Genomic DNA, 22,868 nt, shown 5'->3' on the forward strand with positions numbered 1-22,868 from the left:
CGGCATCACAGCCCTTACCGATTACTCCTTGCGGTCCTTGCGTGGCCCGCCAAAAATCTGCCCCAGGCGCTCACTCACCAGCTCCGCCCCGGAGCGCGCAAGACTGCGACTGGCACCTTCCAGCACTTCACGGGACGGGAGGTTGCGCACCCCCTCCACCAGTCCGCGGCGAACGCCTTCTTCAACACGCTCGGAAATGACTTGCGCCGCAGACTCCACCTGTTCGTCCAACTCGCGCTGAAGAGTGTCCCGTAGGCGGGGCTGGAAGTAGAAGTGCCCCCAGGCTGCGACAACAATCAGCGTGAACAGGGAGCTCAACACTGCACTGGCGACAATCGCGTAGATATTCATGAAACCCCTCGTCTAAGACCGCACCTGTTACCGAGCAGCCTGAAAGCAGGCCATTCAGCGTTACAAACCCGGACATTGTTGTTAAATAAAGTATGCACCGACTTCCTGAGTCCAGGGAACCGACTAGAATAGAAGATGGCAGGACGCCACTATCACGCAGGGACAGCATCTTACCGTTCTGGATCCCATTGCCAATGACTGCCGTGACATCCAAAAGTCGTGCTGAAAGTCACAATCAGCTCGCCATCGAGCAGGCCCTCTCACTGTGTCTGCGCCACCAGCACCCGGTTACCCTGCTTGCACTGGATGTGGCCGAGTTCGAAAACTTGCGGGCCGATATTGGCGAAGCCCGCATGGAAAGCCTGGTGAGTGTGATGGCAGAACACTTACAGCAATTCAAACGGTGCGAAGACCTCCTCATCATTAACCCGGACAGTCACCGCATGCTGGTGATCTTGCCTGCGACCGATGTTCAGGGCGGGCACCAACTGGCTCGGCGTCTTCTTGCCCGCTTTGACGAAGATGTCATCCAACTGGATGAATTCCAGATCGAGGTGTCGCTCCGTATTGCTCTACATGGCTACGAAACACTCGAGGACGCTGATCCGTCCCCATTAATCAATGCCACTTTGGCCCTGCTGGACAATACGAATCCGGAGGAGTCTCTGGTGATGTCCGAAAGCGCCCGACAGGCCATGGCACGTCCCCACCCCCATTCAACAGACACCCTTGCCGCCGGCCTCCTGGCCAAGGTACGCCGCAAGGGCGATAGCGGCCTGCTGGATACACTCAAACCCGCCTTGTCTCGTTTACCGGAAAGCGAAAGGATGAAACTGGTGGATCATCTACTGGATCTGTCGACCCGGCTGGACTCAGGGCTTGCGCGCCACTAACACTGCGCGGCGTGGTGCAGGGTACCCTTCCCGTGTTAAAGACGGATCCTCAGGGTCAAGAAAATCAGGCAATGACTGGAAGCGCATCCAGTCGGTAGAGCGCTGTTCACCAACCGTCGTGGTGGATTCATCCACGCACCGGATATCGACAAAGCCGCATCGTTGAAGCCAGGTTTTGAGCATCGCGACGGATGGCAGGAAAAAGACGTTGCGCATGACCGCGTAGCGGTCTTCCGGCATCAATACCGTTTGTGCATCGCCCTCTACTACCAGCGTCTCCAGTACCAGTTCACCACCGCTGACCAATGCGCCCTTAAGCTCAAGAATATGATCCAGGGGCGAGCGGCGGTGATAGAGCACGCCCATCGACAACACCGTATCGAAGTTCTGCTGCTCTGCGGGCAGCTCTTCCATGCGTACCGGCAGGAACCACACAGGGGCGTCCGCAGCAAAACGCTTTACCGCCAGGTACTGGACCAGGAACAGGATAGTCGGATCAATACCCACTACCTGAGCGGCACCCGCCGCCGCCATGCGCCAGCAGTGATAACCGCTGCCACAGCCGACATCCAGCACTTTGCGGCCAGCCAGCGGGGAAAGGTGCGGCGCCACACGCTGCCACTTCCAATCCGAGCGCCACTCGGTGTCGACTTCCACACCAAAGAAATCAAACGGCCCCTTGCGCCAGGGGATCAGCCCTTCCAGAGCAGCCTTGACTGCCTCGATGTCGTGCTGCCCATGCAGCCCAATACGCAGGGCATTCGCGCCCAGGTCACAATCCACCGGCCCCTGAGGAAGCGCTGCCAGCGCCGCCATCCAGCGAGGCAAATCCCCATGGGGGCGATCAATCAACCGCTCACGCGCCAGGGCCAGCAGGGCTTGCCGAGGAGCATCGGCATAGGTGTCCGCCAGCGCCGCATCGCAATCCAGTAAATACTTTTCCAGCATCAACGTACCGCCAGCAACGACATGAAATTGAAACAGCGAAACCACACATGAATATGTCGGTACCCGGCTTTACGCAGGCGCGCCTCGTGAGCAGCCAGGGTTTCGGGAATCAGCACGTTTTCCAACGCCGTGCGCTTCTGACTGATTTCCAGATCCGAATAGCCATTATTGCGCTTGAAGGCATGATGCAGCTCCGTTTGCAGGGTGTTCTCGGCATCATCCTCAAACCGTATTTTCTCGGACAGGACAAGGATCCCTCCGGGCACCGTGGCTGCAGCCAGCCGCTCGATAAAGGCATCACGTCGCTCGGGCGCAATGAACTGCAAGGTAAAGTTGAGCACCGCCATCGAACAGGAATCAAAATCCATGTCGGCCACATCACCTTCTACCAATGTCACCCGCTCACTGAGACCTGCGTGAGCCAGAAGGGTATCGGCCTGACGAATCATGGCCGGCGAGTTATCGACCGCAACAACCCGGTTCCCCTGCTCTTGCGTCAGTGCCGTCATGGCCGTAGTGGCGGCCCCCAGAGAACAGCCAAGATCATACAAACAGGTATCCGGCTGAGCATAGCGAGCCGCCAGCACCCCGATCATGTCGATGATGGTGGGGTAACCAGGCACGGAGCGCCGGATCATGTCAGGAAAGACACGAACCACCGTCTCGTCAAAGGAGAAGCGCCCCACCTGTTGATGGGCAGTGGCGTAAATTTTGTCCTGATGATCAGACATGACTATCCCGGTTGGCCATATGCGGCGTGATTATAGCGATGGCAGCGACCGGGATGTAGGGATCAGGCTGAGAAAGTGCCGGAATAGGTGCAGCAGAGCAGCACCAGCCCTTCAGGCCAGAGCCTGAAAGGCTTTAGCAGAGGGGGCTGGCTTACTTGAGACTCAACATCAGGTTCGGGTTGAACTCTTCATCAGCCAGATCTGACAGATAGGACTCTACAAATTCCTGGGTTTCTGAATCAGCCGCCGCAGCCAGTGCCTTCATTGCGTCAGACAGTAGCCAGGTCTTGCCGTTGAGCTCCACTTGTGACGAGGACAGGTTAAGACCCATATCAATCACAGCGTACTCCAGGTTCTCCGCCTGGCGAGACAGCACCATACGTGAGAGCACGGTCTGGCCTTGCCCACATTCCAGAGACAACAACTCTTCGCCCCGGGAAAGTGCCAACTGGTCACGCTCGATCAAGTCATCCACCAGCACACCAAAGGCGCTGTCTTCAGCCGCCGCCAGACACAATTTTTCCGCCACAGTCTGGTCGACCTGAGCCTGTGATATCGAAGCACAAGCCAGCAAAATAGTACCTGCAAGAATCCGCATACCCTTTCCCTCTGCCTCTGATTAGCCAACGTATCGGTACGGGAGGCAATTATACGAACAAATAATTACCTAGCGTAACCACTCTGATGCAAAAACATTGAACTTTTATGACATATCGCAATGCGAAATTCGGGCCAAATTCATATCTTTGCCATACAACAAGCTTAGCGTTAGCTGAAAAATCAGAGACTTGCCGACGAACAGGCTGAAAATGTCATGAAATATCAAAGGCCGGCATGTAATTTGCTGCTGGTGACTCACCGCAAACAGACTTGCCAGAAATGATCACACCTCCAGCAGGGAGGCTGGATATAGAGGAAGCGTCTCACCATGGCTGTAATCTCCACCCAGACCCAACGACTTACCCGTCTGCCCGGCACACGTACCGCGGCATTCAGTCCGCTGACCCTGACGGCAGCCACCCTAACCCTCACTGGTCTGCTGATTGCCACACTTGAAATTCGCTGGTCTCTTCAGCTGATTAGCCTGACCTGCGTCTATTCTGGTGCATTGTTGGCCACATTGGGGCTTCTGATTCATCTGCTGCGAAGGAATCTAGCCTGGGCCGCCGATGGCAGTCTGCTACTGGGGCTGGGAGCACTGCTCTTCAGCAGCCCACTGCTACCGGCTGCAGCGCAGGATTATCTCGAATACCTGATGCCCTAGGCCCGGATGCCCAGGTAATCGGACAGCACCCTGGACATGGCAGCGAGGGAGAGGGGTTTGATGATCTGCCCATCCATCCCGGCGCGTCGAATCGCACTGGCTTGCTCATCAACGGCATGCGCACTCAAAGCGAGAATCAGACTCGGCGCCCTTCCTTGCTGATCTTCAAGATCTCGCATGGCCGCAGCACTGGCAAAGCCGTTCATGACTGGCATATCCAGGTCCATGAGCACCAGATCAAAAGGGTTCTCGCTGTCACGGAAAGCTTCAAGCGCCTGCTGACCATTGGTCGTCATCACCACCTGCTCCACCCCCAGCTTCTCCAGATACCCACGTGTCACCAGCTGGTTAATAGGGTTATCCTCCGCGACCAGCACATTAAGCTGGTCGATGGACGCCACCAGCTCCTGGCGAACCGGCACGCCCCCCACAGGAATACCGCCGGTGAACAGATGCAACAACTCGTGCACCGTCAATACAGAACGACGCAGCAAGCGAACTTCCGGAGGCAACCATCCGGGGATATCACAGCGCATCCCCAACAACAGGATGATGGAGGTGTCGGGACTGTGCTCGTTGAGCCAGGCAAGCATCTCATCCAGCTCGGGCCGGGGTGGCAAACCGTTAATCAGCAGGTGGTGACCATGGTCATCAGGTACCCGGTTCAGCTGCTCCAGCTCACGCAGGCAGTGCACCCGCCGGAAACGGGAGTCTCGCCCCAACCAATCAGCCAGGTTCCCCTGAACATCCCACAGAAGTGACAGAGGCGCGGTGATTTCCGCCATCGGGAACGCCGGCTCATCCACCGGCAACTGAATACTGAAGCTGAACCTGGCCCCTTTTCCGGGAGAGCTATCCACATGGATATCGCCTCCCATTAACCCTACCAGCTCATGACTGATAGAAAGTCCCAGGCCAGTTCCGCCGTAATTGCGCGAGGTATCCGGCGATGCCTGGGAGAAACGCTGGAATAAACGGGCCTGTTCCTCCTGGCTCAAACCGATCCCGGTATCGGTCACGGCAAAGGTAAGCAGAGGATCCTCTCCGTGGGCGTAACGGCAATTCAGCGACAGCACCACCCTGCCCCCACGAGTGAACTTGACCGCATTACCGAGCAAGTTAATCAGCACCTGACGCAGCCTCACCTGATCACCCACCACCGAGGAAGGCGTATCGGAGTCCACATCCAGCAGTACCAGCACGCCATTGTCACTGGCAGACAACTGGAACATCTGAGTGCACTCCACCAGTAACTCCGGGAGTTCAAAGGATTCGTTGACCAGCTCCAGCTTGCCGGCCTCGATCTTGGCGAAATCCAGCACATCATTGATCAGCGCACTGAGGGTACGCCCGGCGCTGTCGATCAGGGTGATGTACTCGCGCTGCCGGGGGGACGGATCCGTCTCCCGCAGCAATTCCGCCAGGCCAATCACACCATTCAGAGGGGTACGAATTTCATGGCTCATTCGAGCCAGAAACAAATCCTTGGCCTGGCTTTCCGCCCGGGCACTAATGGCACGGGAGTTACTTCGGTAAACCATCATACCGAGCCCCAACACCATCAGATAAAGCGTCACCACGCCGACAATCAGCAGGATGCTTTCGTTAATACGGTCCTGACGAGACGCCACCAGCAGGTTAGTGGACAGCTCTACCAGCATGTCCGACAAGCCATCCAGCGACTGAATCGCATGGCGGCTGCGATCATAGGCCTGCTCCCAGTCAAGCGTCACCTGAGGAGCAAGAATCAGCTCGCTCTCGCTCCACTCCAGAAAGCTCTCCAGCTCCTGGCGGACCAGACGCCATTGCTGCTGCAACTGCACTGCACCGGTACGTGCCGCCAGCGCCTTGATCTCTCCATCAATGATGGTCAGCTCGCGATTCAATTCCTGCCAGGCGCTTTCCATACGGCGGGCATCATTATCGCCCAAGTAACCGCCACGCAGGCTCACATACAAGGCTAGCGCCCTGATCAAGCCAATATTCTCTTCGCATTTTCGGAACGAGGTCAGCGGCAGGGACAGCACCTCATTCGGCTGCAGCCCCGGGCCGATGGACATATCGGAAATATAGAGAATCGTCGACAGGGTATTGGCCACTCTGTCGGCAACCTGATTGACGTTATCGTAGGGGCCAGACACATCCTCGATGGGAATGCCTGTTTTCACGGTCAGCCCTGCCCAGCTCTCACTGATCAGGCCCGACTGGTCGTTCAGGGCGGGTAAATTACGGTCTCGTATGGATTCCAGAAAAGCATGCAGACGACTGGCCGTGCGGGCGCGGCTCAGCTCGTAGCGGGAAACGATCTCCGGATCCTGGGTGTGAATGGCCACCGGCGCGAAATCACGCATGTCCTGCAAGGGCCGCATGGCGGCCAGGCCACTCTCGAACAGCGCCAAATCCTTGCGCATGGCGGCATTGGCATCCAGTATCTGGATTCGGTGCTGGATGATCAGCAGCATGGCGATCAAAAACGGGACCGTCACAATGGCAAACAACATTGCCATGGCCGTCCCCGTATGCAATCCATTATGTGATGGTCTTTCCATCGGCCAGTCCCGAAAACGGCTATGCTCTTATCATGCCACTGGTTATTCGTCGCAACATCACAACACTGCGTTCCCAATGACAACAATACCTTGCACCAGACAGCAGCTTAAAACTGTAAAAGTTTGCTATTTATTGCTTATTACAGCCAGTTTGACGCTTTCAGGCTGCGAAAGTGCCCGACAAAAAGACGAGAATGGCGGTAATACGATCAATGCCCACAAGTTACCAGCCCTCGAGGCAGACCGCGCCAATGTCAAGGCCGTACCCTATTCCTTGCCCGCTACCCGCACGGATCTGTCACGCTTCCACATGCCGCCAACCCTGGCCGGGCTCAAACTCGATGGCGAAATCAGCTCTGACAACGCGCGGACCTTCCGCTACGTGAGCGAGTCTCGCCGGGAAAGCTTGCAGGTCATCCTCAGCAACCTGCCTGCAGGCTGGGATACCATGGACCCTAAGCGTGCCGTTGCCAGCTATTACGGCGAAGCCCGTCAGAGACGTGTACAAAAAGCGCTGAGCAACCCGGCCAACGCCCTGTCCATCCTCAGCGAGAACCTGATGGATCTGGAAGGCGAGCCTGCAGCCCAGGCCCAGATGCGTTGGATCGAACCCAATCACCCGATCCAGAACCAGTCTGTACTCATTACCCTGATAGATGGCAGCTTTATCCGTATCAGTAACGCCAGCTACCAACAGAATACTCGCTGGCTTCTGCAACAGGCCAAGCGCAGCCTGGCCGAAATCAAGGCGGCACAGGAATAACAGCAAGCGATAACACGAAGTGATGCCGGTGCCACACGAGCCACGCTCGCTCTGTGTTGTACCCACATGGCGAAAAACAGCCCCCGGGCCGGTCCAAGTTTGTAGCTCGCAGCCAACGCCCATGGCCTGTATATTCCGTCTTTACCCGAACGTAGCGATTGCTCTTTCGTCGCAGCCCAGGCGTTCCATACCCGACAACCCCCGGAACCGCGTTGCTGCTTGAGACTTGAAGCCTGCCCCTCACGACTCGCAACTCGACGCTGGTAGCTATTAATCACCATGACACTCCCCACCTTTTCCCCCATCCGACCCGCCAATATCGAGTGGCAGGACAACACCCCCGTCGCCTCAGACTACGATGATCCGTATTTCTCGCGACAGGATGGCATGGCGGAAAGTCAGTATGTGTTTCTGGATGGCAATCAGCTCACAGAACGCTTCCAGGCCATGGGACCTGATCAATATTTTGTTATCGGGGAAACCGGTTTTGGTACCGGCCTTAACTGTCTGCTGGCAGCACAGCGTTTTCTCCAGCAGGCACCGCAGAGCGCCCGCCTGCATCTGGTATCGGTGGAAAAGCATCCGCTGCGCCGAGACGATTTGCAGAACGCGCTCTCCCACTGGCCGGCGCTTGTAGCGCTCGCAGAGACGTTACTGAATGAGTACCCGGCTCCGACGCCAGGCCTTCATCGCCTCCAGCTGCACCCTCGCATCAGTCTGACGCTACTTTATGGTGACGCCGAGCAGCTTTGGCCGCTATTCAATCACCCCGTTGATGCCTGGTTTCTCGATGGTTTTGCCCCTGCCTGCAATCCAGACATGTGGCAGCCAGCCCTGTTCGGACAGCTGGCGCGTCTCAGTCACCCTGGCACTACTCTGGCCACCTTCACCGCTGCAGGCTTTGTGCGCCGAGGGCTGCAAGAGGCAGGCTTCAAGATAGAGAAGCGCAAAGGCTTCGGTCACAAGCGGCATATGCTGACCGGCACCCGGTCTAGCGCCAGCCCGGCAAGACAACAAGCCTTGCCCACTGTAGTGGTCGTCGGCGCCGGGCTCGCAGGCGCCACCACCGCCAGAGCGCTGGCCGAACGTGGATGCAAGGTCATCGTGGCCGATCCGGCCGGGGTAGCCACACAGGCGTCAGGCAATCTTGCCGGCGTGGTATACAGCACTCCGAGCGCACACCTGACCCCACAAAATCGCTTTTACCAGCAAAGCTACGGTCACGCCCTGCGCTGGTTACAGCGCCACGGCTTTCCATCCAGCCCCCAACAGGGCCGCCTGAATGGTGTCATCCAGCATTTCGTGGATGACAAACAGAAGGACAAACTGATCCAGGCCATGGCAAGCGGCGCCTGGCCGGAGGAACTCCTGCGTCCTGCAGGTGAAGAGGCTGCCGAACTGGTGGGAGGGGGATACCTTCAGCCAGCGGCCTGGTGCCAGCACCTGCTCGACCACCCCGCTATCACCCTGATTCAACGTGAACTGGCGCAAATGCATGAGGGTGAACAGTCTCGCGCGGTATTCACCGATGGCAGCGTCATTGACGCGGATGCCATCGTGCTGTGCACAGCTGGCAGCACCGCCCAACTGCCGGGATTAAGCTGGCTACCGCTCAAACATATCCGTGGCCAGGTCAGTTACTGCCGCGCCACAGAAGCCTCCCGGCAATGGCAGCAGGCACGCTGCCATGGTGGCTACCTGACGCCTGCCGTCAATGACCGCCATTGCGTTGGCGCCACATTCAACCTGCACAACCCGGACCCTCGTCCCACGGACGAAGACGACGACGAAAACCTGGCACAACTGAAAACCTATCTGCCAGCGCGCTGGCAGGAACTGGGAGGTAGTGATATCGATATCGTCGAGCGGCGTGTTGCGTTCCGCTGTCAGAGCATCGATTTTCTGCCGCTCTGCGGCCCCATGCCCGTCGCCAGCGAAAATCCCCACCGACCTGCCCGTGGTCTGTATCTTAATCTGGCCCATGGCAGCCGAGGCATCACGGGTACCCCGCTCTGCGCGGACCTGATTGCCGACCTGATCTGCGGCTGTCCGCTGCCCGTAGACCAACAACTGGTTGACGCCCTCGCCCCGGATCGGTTTATTGTTCGCAAACGACGAAAACAACCCGAGTGGAAACCATGAATCTAGTCAGCTTGCCGATTACTGCCATTTACGCCGCGCTCAGCGCCTTCCTCGTCATCGCCCTGGCTGCCAACGTGGTGCGCTATCGCCTCAGCAAACATGTGTCACTGGGTGACGGTGGCCACAAGGACGTCACCCGTGCCATCCGTGCCCACGGCAACACCGTGGAGTATGTTCCACTGGCCTTGATCCTCATGGCCCTGCTGGAACTCAACGGTGCCAGCGACACGGCACTGCACATCTATGGCATCACCCTCGTCGCCGGCCGCGCCCTCTACGGCTATGGCATGCTGTTCCCCAAACCCAGCGCCAACCTGCCCCGCCAGATCGGTGTCGTGACCAGCTGGCTGGTGATCCTCGCGGCCGGAGTGCAGTTGTTGGTGATCTAGCTACAAGCTGCAAGCCTCAAGCTACAAGGCGCGAGCCGAGTTTTGATTTTCTGATACTCAGTGCCCGCGCCAAAGCGAAGCGCGGGTACGAACTATGAAGTAACCCCAAACTCCCACCGCGTTGTAGCTTGCAGCTTGAAGCTTACTACTGGAAGCTCGATCGCCTGTTCCGCGCCTCGCAGCTCAAAACTGTTTTTTCGCTATTAACTATTCACTGTTCACTATTAACTGGTCTTTATGCCTCTCATCGTTCCCTGGAAAGACATCCCCGCCGATACCCTCGACAACCTCATCGAGGAATTCGTTACCCGTGACGGCACCGACTACGGCGACACCGAAATTGCCACCACCACGAAGGTGGAGCAGGTTCGCTCCCAGCTAAAGAAAGGCGATGCCTTTGTCGTGTTTGATGAGGTGACGGAAAGCGTGTCGGTGATGGGGAAAGAGCAGGCGGGGGAGGCAATTAATAGTTAATAATGAATAATTAATAGCTGCGCGAGCAGCGATTTCCGTCATCTTAAAGCAATGAGGCCGCGCTCAGACACTGGGCGCGGCCTCATGCGCTTCAAAACGTTAAAAGCCGTCTCGCGACGTTATTAATTATTCATTATTAACTATTAATTACCTACGAAATCGCTCCTTCCCGAGCCCACTCACATCTGACGCGCAGTGGCATGTCGGAAGGCTCATGGTAGACCTCTGCGCTATCCCAGACGAAGGTATGAAAACCAGAGAGCTCGGTTTCCAGGTGCACCACCGCATTCACCCAATACATGTTCTTGAGCAGGGATTCGAACTTGGCAACCCAATGTTCCCACTCGTATTCCACAGCACGATAGGACATGCCGAAATGGATCACCTGGGTCTGGAAAGTGCCGCCCATGAGGTCGTCACCCGGAACGGAAAACATCTCCCGGCATAGAAACGGCCACTCATCTGCCTGAGGTAGCTGGCGGATGGCCCGGCGGTTATGGAAACAGCTGGCCTTGCGCTCCTGAAGTGACCCAAAAGGCAAATGCTTGATACAGCCGTAAACGATGGATTCGTTATCCAAAAAACACCCTACTGCAGGAGCTAGTTTCAGGTTGCAAGGTGCAACGCGATAAAGGTTTTGCCTAACCTAGCAAGTTTAGCGCCACGATTCACCGGTTTGTTTGGCAAAATCCTCTCACGCAATCTCCACCCCCCGCAAACATCCAGCCCTCTCCCTTGTAGGAGTCCATGCTTGCATGACGATCCGAGCGAAGCGAGGCGACCGAAGGGAGAGGTTCTGATCATGGCAAAGTCAGGGCCCCAGAAGCGAGTCACGAGTTTCGAGTTGCGAAAGGAAAAACAGTGCGAGTTAAAAGGGTTTTAGGGGTTCGAAACTCGCTTCTCGCGACTCCTGCACCTCCTTCTTCGCCGTGGTCTGATCGCCATGCAAGCATGGCGATCCGAGCATAGCTCGTAGCTAACCGCTAGCCCCTGCCGCATCCGCGCATCTGCTGCTGATACTGGTTGGCCATCTGCGCCGTGCGCTGAGCCGCGCCTTTCATCCACTGGTTATTCTTCCAGGTGCCACGGGCATAGCCACCGTGACCGGCGTAGTAATTGAGATAGAGGTTGTACGTATCGTTACGGGGAACACCGTTCTTCTTGTAGCTCTGGTAGTGATACCAGCCCACAAATTGCACCGCATCCTTGAAATCATCACGATCCGCGCCGCGTCGGCCAGTCGCTTTTTTATACCCATCCCAGGTGGAATCCAGCGCTTGAGGGTAACCATAGGCGGATGACGGGCGCTTCCAGGGAATAAATCCAAGCAACTTGGTACGCGGTGGCTTGGCCTTGGCGTTGAAGCCGGATTCCTTGTAGATGGTCGCCATCAGCACCGGGACCGGCACACCATATTCCTTTTCCGTGTTCTTGGCGTACTTGTACCAGTTGTTGAACCAGCCGCCCCGCTGATCAAACACCGAACAGACATTGTCGGTGTTGGTGGGCGTACTGGCACAGCCGCTCAGTATCCCTGCCATCAGCAAGAGGACCAGCCTGATTTTCATAATGCTCCCGGATCGATACCGTGCTCGTTAAATAACGACAGTAGCGCGGCCTCGTCACAGACCTCAACCCCCAGCGCTTCCGCTTTGGCCAGTTTCGAACCTGCTGAGGCTCCCGCAGCGACCATGGAGGTGTTCTTTGATACCGAGCCGGCCACCTTCGCACCCAACTGCTGCAGGCCCTTTTTGGCCTGATCACGGGTGAATTGCTCCAGCGTGCCGGTCAGCACCCAGGTCTGTCCTTCCAGAGGCTTGCTCTCCGCCTGCTCCGGTGCCCGAGCCTGAAGCTCAGCGGCCATGGCTTCTGCCTGTTCCAACCGAGCCTGCCAGTTATCCTCAGCCAGCGCCTTGCGAAGCTGCAGCATCACTCCGGACCGCACCCCTTTCGGCTCAGCACCGGCACCTTCTGCGGCACCAGCAACCAGCTCCGCTACGGTCTTGTAATGGCTGGCCAGCGTCTCCAGGGACTTGTCGCCAATCCCCTCCAGATTCATGCCCAGTCGCTTGGCGGACTTCAGCATATGCGCCAGCGTCAGGGTACTGACGAAGCCTGCAGACGGCTGGCCATCCGACTGGGGCGACACGCGTTCCGCCAGCAGGCCATCAATCACCGCCTCGTTATCCGCCTCGGCAAAGAAGGCACCGATAGCCTTGGCCACTTCCATGCCCACATCTGGCACTGCCAGCAACAGGATCGGAGGCGCACGACGAATGGTGTCCAGATCCCCGAAACAGTCCGCCAGATTCTTGGCTGTTTCCTCTCCGATCTGCAGGATACCGAGGGCGAACAGGAAACGGCCAAGGCTCACTTTTTTTGAGTCTTCCAGCGCCGCAATCAGGTTATCCGCCGATTTCTCGCCCATCCGCTCCAGGCCAGCCACCTGTTCGGCTTTCAGGCGGTACAGGTCAGCGATGGTGGCAATCAGCTCCTGGTCCACCAAAGCATCCACCAGCTTGTCACCGAGACCATCAATATCCATGGCCCGACGGGACGCAAAGTGCTTGATCGCTTCTCGTTGCTGGGCACCACAGATCAGGCCGCCGGTACACCGCGCCACCACCTCGCCGTCGCCGCGCAATATATCGCTGCCACACACCGGGCAATTGGCCGGCAGGGAAATGGTCTCGGCATCCGCAGGGCGACGCTCCGGGATGGTTCGCACTACCTTGGGAATCACATCCCCGGCGCGGTACACCACCACAGTATCGCCGACGCGGATGTCCAGACGCTGGATCTCATCAATGTTGTGCAGGGTTGCGTTGCTGACCGTCACCCCGCCCACGGAGACCGGCTCCAGCCGCGCCACCGGGGTCAGCGCACCGGTACGACCCACCTGCCAGTCCACCCCGTTGAGGACAGTGAGTTCTTCCTGGGCCGGGAACTTGTGAGCCGTAGCCCAGCGTGGCGCACGGCTGACAAAGCCGAGATCACGCTGCCAGTCGAAGCTGTCTACCTTGTAGACCACTCCGTCAATGTCATAGTCCAGCTTGTCTCGCTTGTCGAGGATGCCGTGGTAGAAGACCAACAACTCATCCACGCCGCTGCAGACACGCACCTCCGGGTTCACCCGCAGGCCCCACTGACGCAGCATTTCCAACATGCCAGAGTGCGTCTCCGGTTCTTCAACGCCTTCCAGCTGTGCCATGGAATAGGCATAAAACTCTAATGGGCGCTCAGCTGTAATCCGGGAATCCAGCTGACGCAGGCTGCCTGCCGCGGCATTGCGCGGGTTGGCGAATACCTTCTGTCCCGCCGCTTCCTGGCGCTCATTCAGCTTGGCAAACCCGGCATGGGGCATGACCACTTCGCCACGCACTTCAAGACGGGCAGGAATCGTGTCACCACGCAACATCAGCGGAACCGAGCGGATAGTGCGCGCATTGGTGGTGATATTCTCGCCGGTCTGCCCATCGCCACGGGTGGCGGCACGCACCAGCTCACCGTTTTCATACAGCAGGGAAATCGCCAGCCCATCCAGCTTCGGCTCCGCCACATAGGCGATATCGCCCGCCACATCCAGACGCTCATGAATACGCTTGTCAAAGGCACGCAGCTCGTCATCCTCGAACACATTGTCGAGGCTGAGCATGGGTACTTCATGCTGCACCTGATCAAACGCATCCAGTGGCACATCCCCCACCCGCTGCGTCGGCGAATCCGCCGTCACCAGCTCGGGGTTCGCTTCCTCCAATGCCTTCAGCTCCCGATAAAGGCGGTCATACTCCGCATCAGGAACCGCAGGATCATCAAGCACATAGTAGCGGTAGGACCAGTCATTGAGCTGGTCGCGAAGGGATTGGGCTTTCTGGGAGAGGTCGTTGTTATTGGTCACGTTTGGGGGCGGTGAACAGTTAATAGTGAATAGTTAACAGCGAAAGACAAAGGCCGATCTAAGGCATTTGCGAGGTACGAGTTTCGAGTTGCGAAAACCTTAAAACCAAAGCGGGCGTCGGCTTGGTTTTTTGCCTTTCGAAACTCGTTACTCGCACCTTGATCGCCATGCAAGCATGGGCTCCTACAAAAACATCGGCCCGCGCGTGGGTTTACGCGTGGTGCGTGCCGCGTGATGCATGCTGCGGCTTGTTACGCGCTCGGCACCCGCTGCCGGCGCTCGAATTCCTGAACCCGCTGGCGCAGGTGCTCCATCATCTGCGGGGTCAGCACGCTGTGCTGCTCATCTTTCAGTTCGCCATTCAGCTCGCTGGCAAGACGCTTGCAAATGGACAGCATCTTGTCGAGGGAACCAATGGCATCGCTTGGCCCCGGCAACTTCATGAAGAAGGTGACACCCGCAAAGGTCTTGTCTTCCATGGTATCCAGATCGAAGGTGCCGGGTTCCACAGCATTAGCCATGGAGAATTGCAGCTGGTCCTTGCCATCCACCTTCACATGACGGTGGAAAATGTTCATCTGGCCATAGCGAAGACCGGATTCCAGCAACATGCGCAGCAGCTCGCCACCGGCGAACGGCTCGCCACGTCGCGCGATCAGGTGTACCACAATCACTTCCAGCACCGGCTGAGGCTCACGGGGGCGCTCAGTCTGGCGAACGGCAGGTTGCTGTTCAACACGAGGAGCCGGCTCAGGCACGGGTTCAGGCTCTGGCACAGGCTCTGCTTCTACTCGAACCTGCGGCTCGGCTTCAGGCACGTCCTCGGGCTCGTCACCGGCAAACAGGCTCTGCTGCTCAACCGCACGGGCCTCGCTCACCGCTTCATCCGGCTCCATCATGGTGGGCGGCAATACATCCGGCTCGGCAGCCTCTGGCGCTTTCTGGTACACCGGTATGTCGCCACGTCGAACCACCCGGGCGGAACCGATCACTTCCGGGTTGTAGGCTTCCGGTTCCTCTTCGTCCGGGGCATCACGGAAGCGGGGATCGATACGCATGCGCAACCGCCCCTGTCTCTCGCGGAACATCCGCCGCAATCCATCTGCCAGAATCAGCAGAATCAGGATGACCAGAATGCCAATCAGTGTTTCCAGGTTCAGGCCCATTGCCTCTTCTTCCTTGCTTGCGCTGACAGGCCGCACAACGGCAGCCCCCCATTATTTCCGCTTTAAATCGTATTACATGGCTGCCATTTCGGCAGCCTCTTCCACATCCACGGCGACCAGACGGGACACGCCCGGCTCGTGCATGGTGACCCCCATCAGGGTAGCAGCCATCTCCATCGCAATCTTGTTATGTGTGATGTAGATGAACTGCACTTTTGCAGACATTTCCGATACCAGGTTACAGAAGCGCCCCACGTTGGCGTCATCCAGCGGTGCGTCCACCTCATCCAGCAGACAGAACGGCGCCGGATTGAGCTGGAAGATACTGAACACCAGCGACAGCGCCGTCAGCGCCTTTTCACCACCTGACAGCAAATGGATGGTGCTGTTTCGTTTACCCGGTGGCCGCGCCATGATCGCCACCCCGGTATCCAGCAGATCCTCCCCGGTCAGTTCCAGGTAAGCGTGCCCACCACCAAACACTTTCGGGAACAGTTCCTGCAAACCACGGTTGATGCGGTCGAAGTATTCCTTGAAGCGCGCGCGGGTTTCGCGGTCGATCTTGCGGATCGCGTTTTCCAGCGTTTTCAGGGCGTCTTCCAGATCCTCGTTCTGACTATCCAGATAGGTCTTGCGTTCCGACTGCTGCTCGTATTCATCGATGGCAGCCAGGTTGATCTGGCCAAGGCGGGAAATCCGCTGGCCGATCAGGTCCATTTCCTGACCCCACTCCTGCTCGTTGGCCTCCTCTGGGAGGTTATCCAGCACCGTCTTGAGATCGAAATTCTGCTCGGACAGTTGTTCTGCCACCGTCTGGCGACGGGTGCTCAGGTCCTGCCAGTGCATCCGCTTCTGATCCATGGTGCTGCGAATTTCCTGGGCCTGACGCTCAAACTGGCCACGCTGTCCTTCAAGATTACGCATCTCGTGGTCCACCGTTTCCAGTTCCCGGCGAGCCTCAATGAGCTTGTGCTCCGCTTCCAGACGCACTTCCAGTTTCTCTTCCAACTGCATTTGCAGCTCTGCACCGGGCTCGTCGCCTTCGCGGGTCTGCTCTTCCAGCAGCGCCTTGCGCTCAGCCATGGCCTGCACCTGGGCTTCCAGACGAGACAGGTTCTGGCGCAGTGAGTCCGCCTGGGTCTTTGCACCCTGCACTTCCATGGCGATCTGGTGTGAATGGTCACGATCGTGACGAGCCTTCTGGCGAGACTCATCCAGCCGCAGACGCAGCTCGTCACGGCGAGACAACAGCGCCTCACGCTGGCCGCTGTCAGCTTCCATGAGGTCCAGCGCTTCCGCCAGCACCGCACGGGCTTCTTTCATCTGTTCCTGTTCTTGCTCGAGCTGCTCCTGAGTCTCCTGCATTTCCCGACCCAGACGCTCACGGCGCATGGTGATCTGCTCAAGGCGCACCTGACGGGCACTGACCTGGGCATTGATCTCACCGAGATCCCGATTCAGTCGGGCCGCCTGACGTTGCACGTCCTCGCGCTCTTCCTCCAGCTCACCGATCTGCTCGCGGGTGCTTTCCAGTTGCTCCTTGAGCTCATCCACGGTGACCTGCAGGGTCTCAATCTCATCCACCAGGCCTTCGAGCTCACGGCGGCGCTCGAGAATACCGGCCTCCTGATCTTCTTCCTTGGCCACCTTCAGCCAGTCCGGCCCCAGCCAGATGCCGTCGCGGGTCACCACAGACTCATGAGCCGCCAGCTGGCCACGCAGGGTCAGTGCCGCATCCAGATTGTCTGCCACATAAACCCCTGCCAGCAGCCCCTCCGGCACCTGCCCTTCTACCTTGTCGCGCAACAATGTAGCGAGACTGCCCTCACCCTTTACGGAGGCAGGACCAATCAGCGCCAAACGCCCGTGATCCAGATCGCCCAGCCAGTCGCTGACCTGATCCAGGCCACTGATGGCGACGGCCTGCAGGGCATCGCCCAGCACCGCTTCCAGCGCCTTTTCCCAGCCTTCTGCCACCTGTACCTGATCAGCCAGACGGGGCTCATCATCCAGCTCATGACGATTCAGCCAGTCACTAACCGCGCCATCGTCTCCCATGGCCGCCTTCTGCAGGGCTTCCAGTGAAGTCCGGCGGCCCTTCAGGGCCTGCAGCTTCTCGCGGGCGTCTTCCAGCTGACGGCCACGATCGCCGTTCTCGCGGCGCATCTGGTTGATTTCTTCCTGCAGGGATTCGCTGCGCAGCTCGCTTTCCTCGCGCTGGGCCTGGAACTGCTCCACCTGCTCTTCCAGCTGACGCATTTCCTGGGCCAGCGGACCCGCATCCAACGATTCCTGCTCTTTCTTGAGACGCTCGATACGATCATTCAGTCGCTCCTGGGATTTCTCCAGGTGCTGGATACGGGATTGCTCTACTTCAGCCTGCCGGCGAGACTCACCGGACCGGCCGTTAAACTCTTCCCATTCCTGCTGCCACGCCTGCATGGTCTCTTCCGCCAGCGCCAGCGCCTCATTGGAGGCTTCCTGCTGTTCGCTGATCATCTCCAGTTCCGGCTCACGCTCGGCCAGAATCGCATCCAGCTCGGCCACCTTCTCGGTGTCCATCTTCAAATGCTCGTCAGATTCGCGGAAGCTGGCGTTGATCTGATCCAGCTCCTCGTAAAGCTGCTGCTTGCGCTCGCGCTGGTTCTGGATGTTCTGCTCCAGACGCGCCACCTCTGCCCCAAGGGCATAGAAATGCTGTTGCACCTCGTTGAAGCGCTCCTGCACCTCATGGTGCTTCTCGCGCAGGCGCTCCACCTCGGCATCCACATGGCGCTGCTCGGCCACCTTCGCTTCCATGGAGACATCCAGTTCGCCGATCACGTGATCCAGCTGCTTCACCTGGTTATCCAGCCCCTTCCAGCGCAGGGCCTTGAGCTGCGCCCCTTTCAGGCGCTCCTCTTCCTTCAGCTGCTTGTACTTTTCGGCGGCACTGGCCTGGCGGCTCAAACGCTCGAGCTGGCGGCCCAGTTCGTCACGAATATCGGTCAGTCGCTCCAGGTTTTCGCGGGTGCGGCGAATACGGTTCTCCGTCTCGCGACGACGCGCCTTGTACTTGGAGATCCCCGCCGCTTCCTCAATATAAACCCGCAACTCTTCGGGCTTGGCCTCGATCAGGCGGGAAATCATGCCCTGCTCGATAATCGCGTAGCTGCGCGGGCCAAGGCCGGTGCCAAGAAAGATGTCGGAGATGTCCTTGCGGCGACACTTGGTACCGTTCAGGAAGTAGTTGGACTGGCCGTCCCGGGTAACCAGGCGCTTGACGGAAATCTCGTTGAACTTGCCGTACTCACCCGCCAGGGTGGCATCGGAGTTATCGAAGATCAGCTCGATGGAGGCCTGAGCCACCGGTTTGCGGGCATTGGAGCCATTGAAGATCACGTCCGCCATGGACTCACCACGCAGGTGCTTGGCGGAGGATTCGCCCATTACCCAACGCACCGCATCAATGATGTTGGACTTCCCACACCCGTTGGGCCCCACTACCGCGGTGAGGTTCTCCGGGAAATTGGTGGTGGTAGGGTCCACAAAGGATTTGAACCCGGCCAGTTTTATGGATTTCAGTCGCATAGTGTTTGCTTAAACTCGGGCCAGCAGGCCAAAAATTGGGCGAAATCAACGACTTTCGCCGCCCCCCGAAACGATGATCACGCACCGCGGGCATTAAAAGGAGTAAGTCTAGCGACAACCGCAGTCGAATTCATCAGGCACAATACCGATTAGGGCCGCTACAGGCTTCACGCAGCACGCAACATGCCAAAAACCCGTGATGGTTTTACCGGATTTGACGATTTCAGGGCGCCCCTCTCTCTGTAGGAGAGCCACTTGTTGGCCGAACCCCGGAGTTTCGAGTGCCGAGAAGCGAGTTACGAGAGGCCACAACCCGTCGCGGTCTGATGGCTGCTTTTCGAAACTCGTCTCTCGCTTCTGATGCCTGATTCGGCCAACAAGTTGGCCCTCCCACAGCGCTCCTCCCCTGTCTTGCGCTTTTCCTTACAGCTTGAGGCTTGTAGCTTGCAGCTTTTCCCCCACCCTGTGCAGCGCGGAGCTTCACAGGTACCATTCGGCACAACCCTTCAACCGCGTTGTTGCGTGCAGCGTTTTTTTAACAAGGATTGCCCGTGTCCCAGATCGCCGATGCCATCGACTACCTGAAACGCAGCCTGACTCTGGCCCGCAGTAAGGAACTGCGGCCCTATGTGGTCATCCCGCTGATTTTCAATATCGTGGTCTTCGGGGGGCTTTACTGGACCAGCGGCAGCTGGATCAGTGGCTGGATCGCCGCGTCCACGGCGGACTGGGCCTTCTCAGGCTTCTGGAGCTTCCTCAACGGCGCCCTGGAGTTCGTGCTCGACGCGGCCATCATCCTGGTCTGGATTCTGCTGCTGGCCCTGTTCGCCAGCATCTTCTCCATCGGCGTCCAACTGATTGCCGCCCCCTTCATGGGTTTCCTGGCCGAGAAAGTGGACTTTCAGGTGACCGGCCACCCCATGCCAGAAGAATCCATCCCGGCCATGATCGTGCGCACCTTCAAGCGCGAACTGCGCAAGACTTGGTACTGGCTGTGGCGAGCCCTGCTGGTGCTACTTGTGGTAGGGGTGATCTACTTTATTCCAGTAATCAACGTGTTCGCTTCCGCCATCTGGTTCCTGTGGTCCGGCTGGCTGCTGGGCATGCAATATATCGACTTTGGCGCCGATAACCGCCAGGTGCCCTTCGAAGTCATGCTGCAGCGGCTGCAGAAAAAACGCTGGCTGGTCCTCACCTTCGGGGCCATCGTCATGGCCCTGACCATGATCCCGCTGGTGAACCTGTTCATCATGCCAGTGGCGGTGATCGCGGGAACGCTGATCTGGGTGGAACAGCTCAGCGCTGAATTAATAGTTAATAATGAATAGCTGCGCGAGCAGCGTTTGGCTTGATCTTAAAGCAATGAGGCCGCGCTCAAACTCTGGGCGCGGCCTCATGCGTTTCAGAACAGGAAAAACCTGTCTCGCGACGTTATTAATTATTCATTATTAACTATTAATTGCTCTCTACCTACCGCATAAAGCCCAATTCACGCAGCTGATGAATCTTGTCCCGCGTCGCCGCAGCTTCCTCGAACTCCAGGTTCTTGGCATGCTCCATCATCTTCGCTTCCAGCTTTTCGATTTCCTTGGCCAGCTGGGCCGGGGACATGGATTCGTAGGGTGACGCTTCTTCCGCCACTTTCTTGTGCCTGCCCTTGCCTGCCTTGCGGTCGAACTGGCTGCCGCCACTGTCGTCCATGATGTCGCGGACTTTCTTGTTGAGGGCCTGCGGGGTAATGCCGTGCTCCCTGTTAAAGGCCTCCTGTTTCTCACGGCGCCGGTCCGTCTCGCCGATGGCCCGCTCCATGGAGCCGGTCATCTTGTCGGCATAGAGAATCGCCCGACCATTCACGTTCCGGGCCGCCCGGCCGATGGTCTGGATCAAGGAACGGTCTGAACGCAGGAAACCTTCCTTGTCCGCATCCAGGATTGCCACCACCGCCACTTCCGGCATATCCAGGCCTTCACGCAACAGGTTGATACCCACCAGCACATCGAACTTGCCCAGCCGCAGATCTCGAATGATCTCCACCCGCTCCACGGTATCGATGTCCGAGTGCAGGTAGCGCACCGCAATACCGTGCTCGCCCAGATATTCAGTCAGATCCTCGGCCATGCGCTTGGTCAGCGTGGTCACCAGCACCCGCTCGCCCTTCTCGATGGCCTCCTTCGCCTCACCCAGCAAGTCATCCACCTGGGTGGAGGCCGGACGAATCTCGATTTGCGGATCCACCAGCCCGGTAGGACGCACCACCTGCTCCACCACCTGGCCAGCATATTTCTCTTCGTAGGGGCCGGGCGTGGCCGACACGAACACCATCTGCGGTGCCAGGCGCTCCCACTCTTCAAACTTGAGCGGCCGGTTATCCATGGCTGAAGGCAACCGGAAACCAAAGTTCACCAGGGTTTCCTTGCGCGAGCGGTCCCCCTTGTACATGGCGCCCAGCTGGGGAATGGTCACGTGTGACTCATCCGCAATCAGCAGCGCATTCTCGGGGAGATAATCGAACAGGGTCGGCGGTGCTTCACCAGGCGCGCGGCCGGAAAACAGCCGGGAATAGTTCTCCACCCCGTTGCAGTAACCCAGCTCCTGCAGCATCTCGATATCGAAACGGGTACGCTGCTCCAGCCGCTGGGCTTCCACCAGCTTGTTCTGCTCCTTCAATTCCTTGAGGCGCTCGTCCAGCTCTTCCTTGATCATGTCGATGGCTTTCAACACCACCTCACGGGGCGTCACATAGTGACTCTTGGGGTAGACAGTGATGCGGCTCACCCGCTTGATCACCTCACCGGTAAGCGGATCGAAAATGCTGATGGATTCCACTTCGTCATCGAACAACTCAATGCGAACCGCTTCTTTCTCTTCTTCAGCCGGGAAAATATCGATCACATCCCCGCGCACCCGGTAGGTGGCACGGCGGAAGTCCATTTCGTTGCGGGTGTACTGAAGCTCTGCCAGACGGCGCAGCAAATCCCGTTGGTCGATACTGTCGCCCCGCACCAGGTGCAGCACCATGGCATGGTAGCTGGCCGGATCTCCGAGACCGTAGATCGCCGACACCGTGGCCACGATGATGGTATCCGGCCGCTCCAGAATCGCCTTGGTGGCTGATAATCGCATCTGCTCAATCTGCTCGTTCACCGAGGCATCTTTCTCGATAAAGGTGTCCGAGCTGGGTACGTAGGCTTCAGGCTGGTAGTAATCGTAGTAGGAGACGAAATACTCCACCGCATTTTCCGGGAAGAACTCCTTGAACTCGCCGTAAAGCTGGGCCGCCAGCGTCTTGTTGGGTGCCATGATGATGGTGGGCCGCCCGGTCTGCTGGATCACATTGGCCATGGTGAAGGTCTTGCCCGACCCGGTTACACCCAACAGGGTCTGATGACCAAGGCCATCGTTGATCCCCTCGATCAGCTGGGCAATGGCCGTAGGCTGGTCACCAGCAGGCTGGTAATCGGAATGGAGCTTGAACAGGCTTTCAGACATGGACACACCCTGATATCCGCCGACCCTGTCGGGCAGGCAGCAAAATCGAACGATTCAAAATCGGCACGTAGTGTAGCAGAGCGCACGTGAATAAGTGGTGCCCCCATGAATACCGGAAAAGCCCTTCGCCGAAGCCCCCTGTAGGAGACTCAACTTGTTGAGCGAACCGAGCGTCAGCGAGGAAATCGGCGCTGCTGGCCGCCCTGCTGCCAGATAGGCCAAGGCCAATCCCCTTCCAGCA

At 58.1% G+C, this 22,868-nt stretch carries 18 protein-coding genes; 7 read left to right on the forward strand and 11 right to left on the reverse strand.

The annotated features are described in order from the left end of the window. Positions 1-21: 21 nt before the first annotated feature. Positions 22-351 (reverse strand): hypothetical protein, encoded by a 330-nt coding sequence (locus GFN93_RS13835; RefSeq protein ID WP_153501612.1) that lies wholly within the window; start codon positions 349-351, stop codon positions 22-24. 194 nt (positions 352-545) lie between these two features. Here GFN93_RS13835 and GFN93_RS13840 point away from each other — a divergent pair, with 194 nt between their 5' ends. Further along, positions 546-1,244, forward strand: coding sequence for a diguanylate cyclase domain-containing protein (locus GFN93_RS13840; RefSeq protein WP_194285807.1), 699 nt, complete (start codon positions 546-548; stop codon positions 1,242-1,244). Here the strand turns inward: GFN93_RS13840 and cmoB are convergent. From cmoB to GFN93_RS13855, 3 genes are all read right to left on the reverse strand, one after another. Further along, the gene (gene cmoB, locus GFN93_RS13845) at positions 1,224-2,192 is read right to left on the reverse strand and encodes a tRNA 5-methoxyuridine(34)/uridine 5-oxyacetic acid(34) synthase CmoB (protein WP_153501614.1); all 969 of its coding nucleotides are present in this window, start codon (positions 2,190-2,192) and stop codon (positions 1,224-1,226) included. The genes GFN93_RS13840 and cmoB overlap by 21 nt on opposite strands. Then, complete coding sequence (gene cmoA / locus GFN93_RS13850) at positions 2,192-2,923, reverse strand: carboxy-S-adenosyl-L-methionine synthase CmoA (protein WP_153501615.1); 732 nt, start codon at positions 2,921-2,923, stop codon at positions 2,192-2,194. Before cmoA ends, cmoB begins: the two co-directional genes overlap by 1 nt. Positions 2,924-3,074: 151 nt before the next feature. After that, complete coding sequence (locus tag GFN93_RS13855) at positions 3,075-3,521, reverse strand: hypothetical protein (protein ID WP_153501616.1); 447 nt, start codon at positions 3,519-3,521, stop codon at positions 3,075-3,077. A 330-nt stretch (positions 3,522-3,851) separates the two neighbouring features. On the opposite strand from GFN93_RS13855, the gene GFN93_RS13860 reads away from it, so the two are divergent. Then, the gene (locus GFN93_RS13860; RefSeq protein WP_153501617.1) at positions 3,852-4,187 is read left to right on the forward strand and encodes a hypothetical protein; all 336 of its coding nucleotides are present in this window, start codon (positions 3,852-3,854) and stop codon (positions 4,185-4,187) included. Here the strand turns inward: GFN93_RS13860 and GFN93_RS13865 are convergent. Further along, positions 4,184-6,694: a hybrid sensor histidine kinase/response regulator gene (locus GFN93_RS13865; RefSeq protein WP_235901852.1), complete on the reverse strand. Its 2,511-nt coding sequence runs from the start codon at positions 6,692-6,694 to the stop codon at positions 4,184-4,186. The genes GFN93_RS13860 and GFN93_RS13865 overlap by 4 nt on opposite strands. Positions 6,695-6,869: 175 nt before the next feature. On the opposite strand from GFN93_RS13865, the gene GFN93_RS13870 reads away from it, so the two are divergent. The 4 genes from GFN93_RS13870 (at position 6,870) to GFN93_RS13885 (ending at position 10,504) form a co-directional block, all read left to right on the forward strand. Continuing rightward, positions 6,870-7,499 carry a hypothetical protein gene (locus tag GFN93_RS13870; RefSeq protein WP_235901854.1) on the forward strand — a complete coding sequence of 210 codons (630 nt, stop codon included), beginning with the start codon at positions 6,870-6,872 and terminating at the stop codon, positions 7,497-7,499. Positions 7,500-7,778: 279 nt separating this feature from the next. After that, entirely contained in the window at positions 7,779-9,641 is a 1,863-nt protein-coding gene (mnmC, locus tag GFN93_RS13875; protein ID WP_153501619.1) for a bifunctional tRNA (5-methylaminomethyl-2-thiouridine)(34)-methyltransferase MnmD/FAD-dependent 5-carboxymethylaminomethyl-2-thiouridine(34) oxidoreductase MnmC, read from the forward strand. Continuing rightward, complete coding sequence (locus GFN93_RS13880; RefSeq protein WP_153501620.1) at positions 9,638-10,030, forward strand: MAPEG family protein; 393 nt, start codon at positions 9,638-9,640, stop codon at positions 10,028-10,030. Before mnmC ends, GFN93_RS13880 begins: the two co-directional genes overlap by 4 nt. A gap of 237 nt (positions 10,031-10,267) precedes the next feature. Further along, entirely contained in the window at positions 10,268-10,504 is a 237-nt protein-coding gene (locus GFN93_RS13885; RefSeq protein WP_153501621.1) for a YheU family protein, read from the forward strand. A 151-nt stretch (positions 10,505-10,655) separates the two neighbouring features. Here GFN93_RS13885 and GFN93_RS13890 read toward each other — a convergent pair whose 3' ends face one another. From GFN93_RS13890 to smc, 5 genes are all read right to left on the reverse strand, one after another. After that, positions 10,656-11,084: a hypothetical protein gene (locus GFN93_RS13890; RefSeq protein WP_153501622.1), complete on the reverse strand. Its 429-nt coding sequence runs from the start codon at positions 11,082-11,084 to the stop codon at positions 10,656-10,658. 403 nt (positions 11,085-11,487) lie between these two features. Next, the gene (locus GFN93_RS13895) at positions 11,488-12,072 is read right to left on the reverse strand and encodes a transglycosylase SLT domain-containing protein (protein WP_153501623.1); all 585 of its coding nucleotides are present in this window, start codon (positions 12,070-12,072) and stop codon (positions 11,488-11,490) included. Then, the gene (gene ligA, locus GFN93_RS13900; protein ID WP_328594678.1) at positions 12,069-14,402 is read right to left on the reverse strand and encodes an NAD-dependent DNA ligase LigA; all 2,334 of its coding nucleotides are present in this window, start codon (positions 14,400-14,402) and stop codon (positions 12,069-12,071) included. The genes GFN93_RS13895 and ligA overlap by 4 nt, the downstream gene beginning before the upstream one ends. A gap of 251 nt (positions 14,403-14,653) precedes the next feature. Beyond that, entirely contained in the window at positions 14,654-15,568 is a 915-nt protein-coding gene (gene zipA / locus GFN93_RS13905; RefSeq protein WP_153501624.1) for a cell division protein ZipA, read from the reverse strand. Between the two features lie 72 nt (positions 15,569-15,640). Then, positions 15,641-19,138 carry a chromosome segregation protein SMC gene (gene smc / locus GFN93_RS13910; protein WP_153501625.1) on the reverse strand — a complete coding sequence of 1,166 codons (3,498 nt, stop codon included), beginning with the start codon at positions 19,136-19,138 and terminating at the stop codon, positions 15,641-15,643. 551 nt (positions 19,139-19,689) lie between these two features. On the opposite strand from smc, the gene cysZ reads away from it, so the two are divergent. Continuing rightward, the gene (gene cysZ / locus GFN93_RS13915) at positions 19,690-20,466 is read left to right on the forward strand and encodes a sulfate transporter CysZ (RefSeq protein WP_328594679.1); all 777 of its coding nucleotides are present in this window, start codon (positions 19,690-19,692) and stop codon (positions 20,464-20,466) included. Between the two features lie 142 nt (positions 20,467-20,608). On the opposite strand, the gene uvrB is transcribed toward cysZ, so the two are convergent. After that, positions 20,609-22,627: an excinuclease ABC subunit UvrB gene (gene uvrB, locus GFN93_RS13920; RefSeq protein WP_153501627.1), complete on the reverse strand. Its 2,019-nt coding sequence runs from the start codon at positions 22,625-22,627 to the stop codon at positions 20,609-20,611. Between the last annotated feature and the right edge of the window lie 241 nt (positions 22,628-22,868).

Source organism: Alcanivorax sediminis, from assembly GCF_009601165.1.
GTDB classification, from domain to species: domain Bacteria; phylum Pseudomonadota; class Gammaproteobacteria; order Pseudomonadales; family Alcanivoracaceae; genus Alcanivorax; species Alcanivorax sediminis.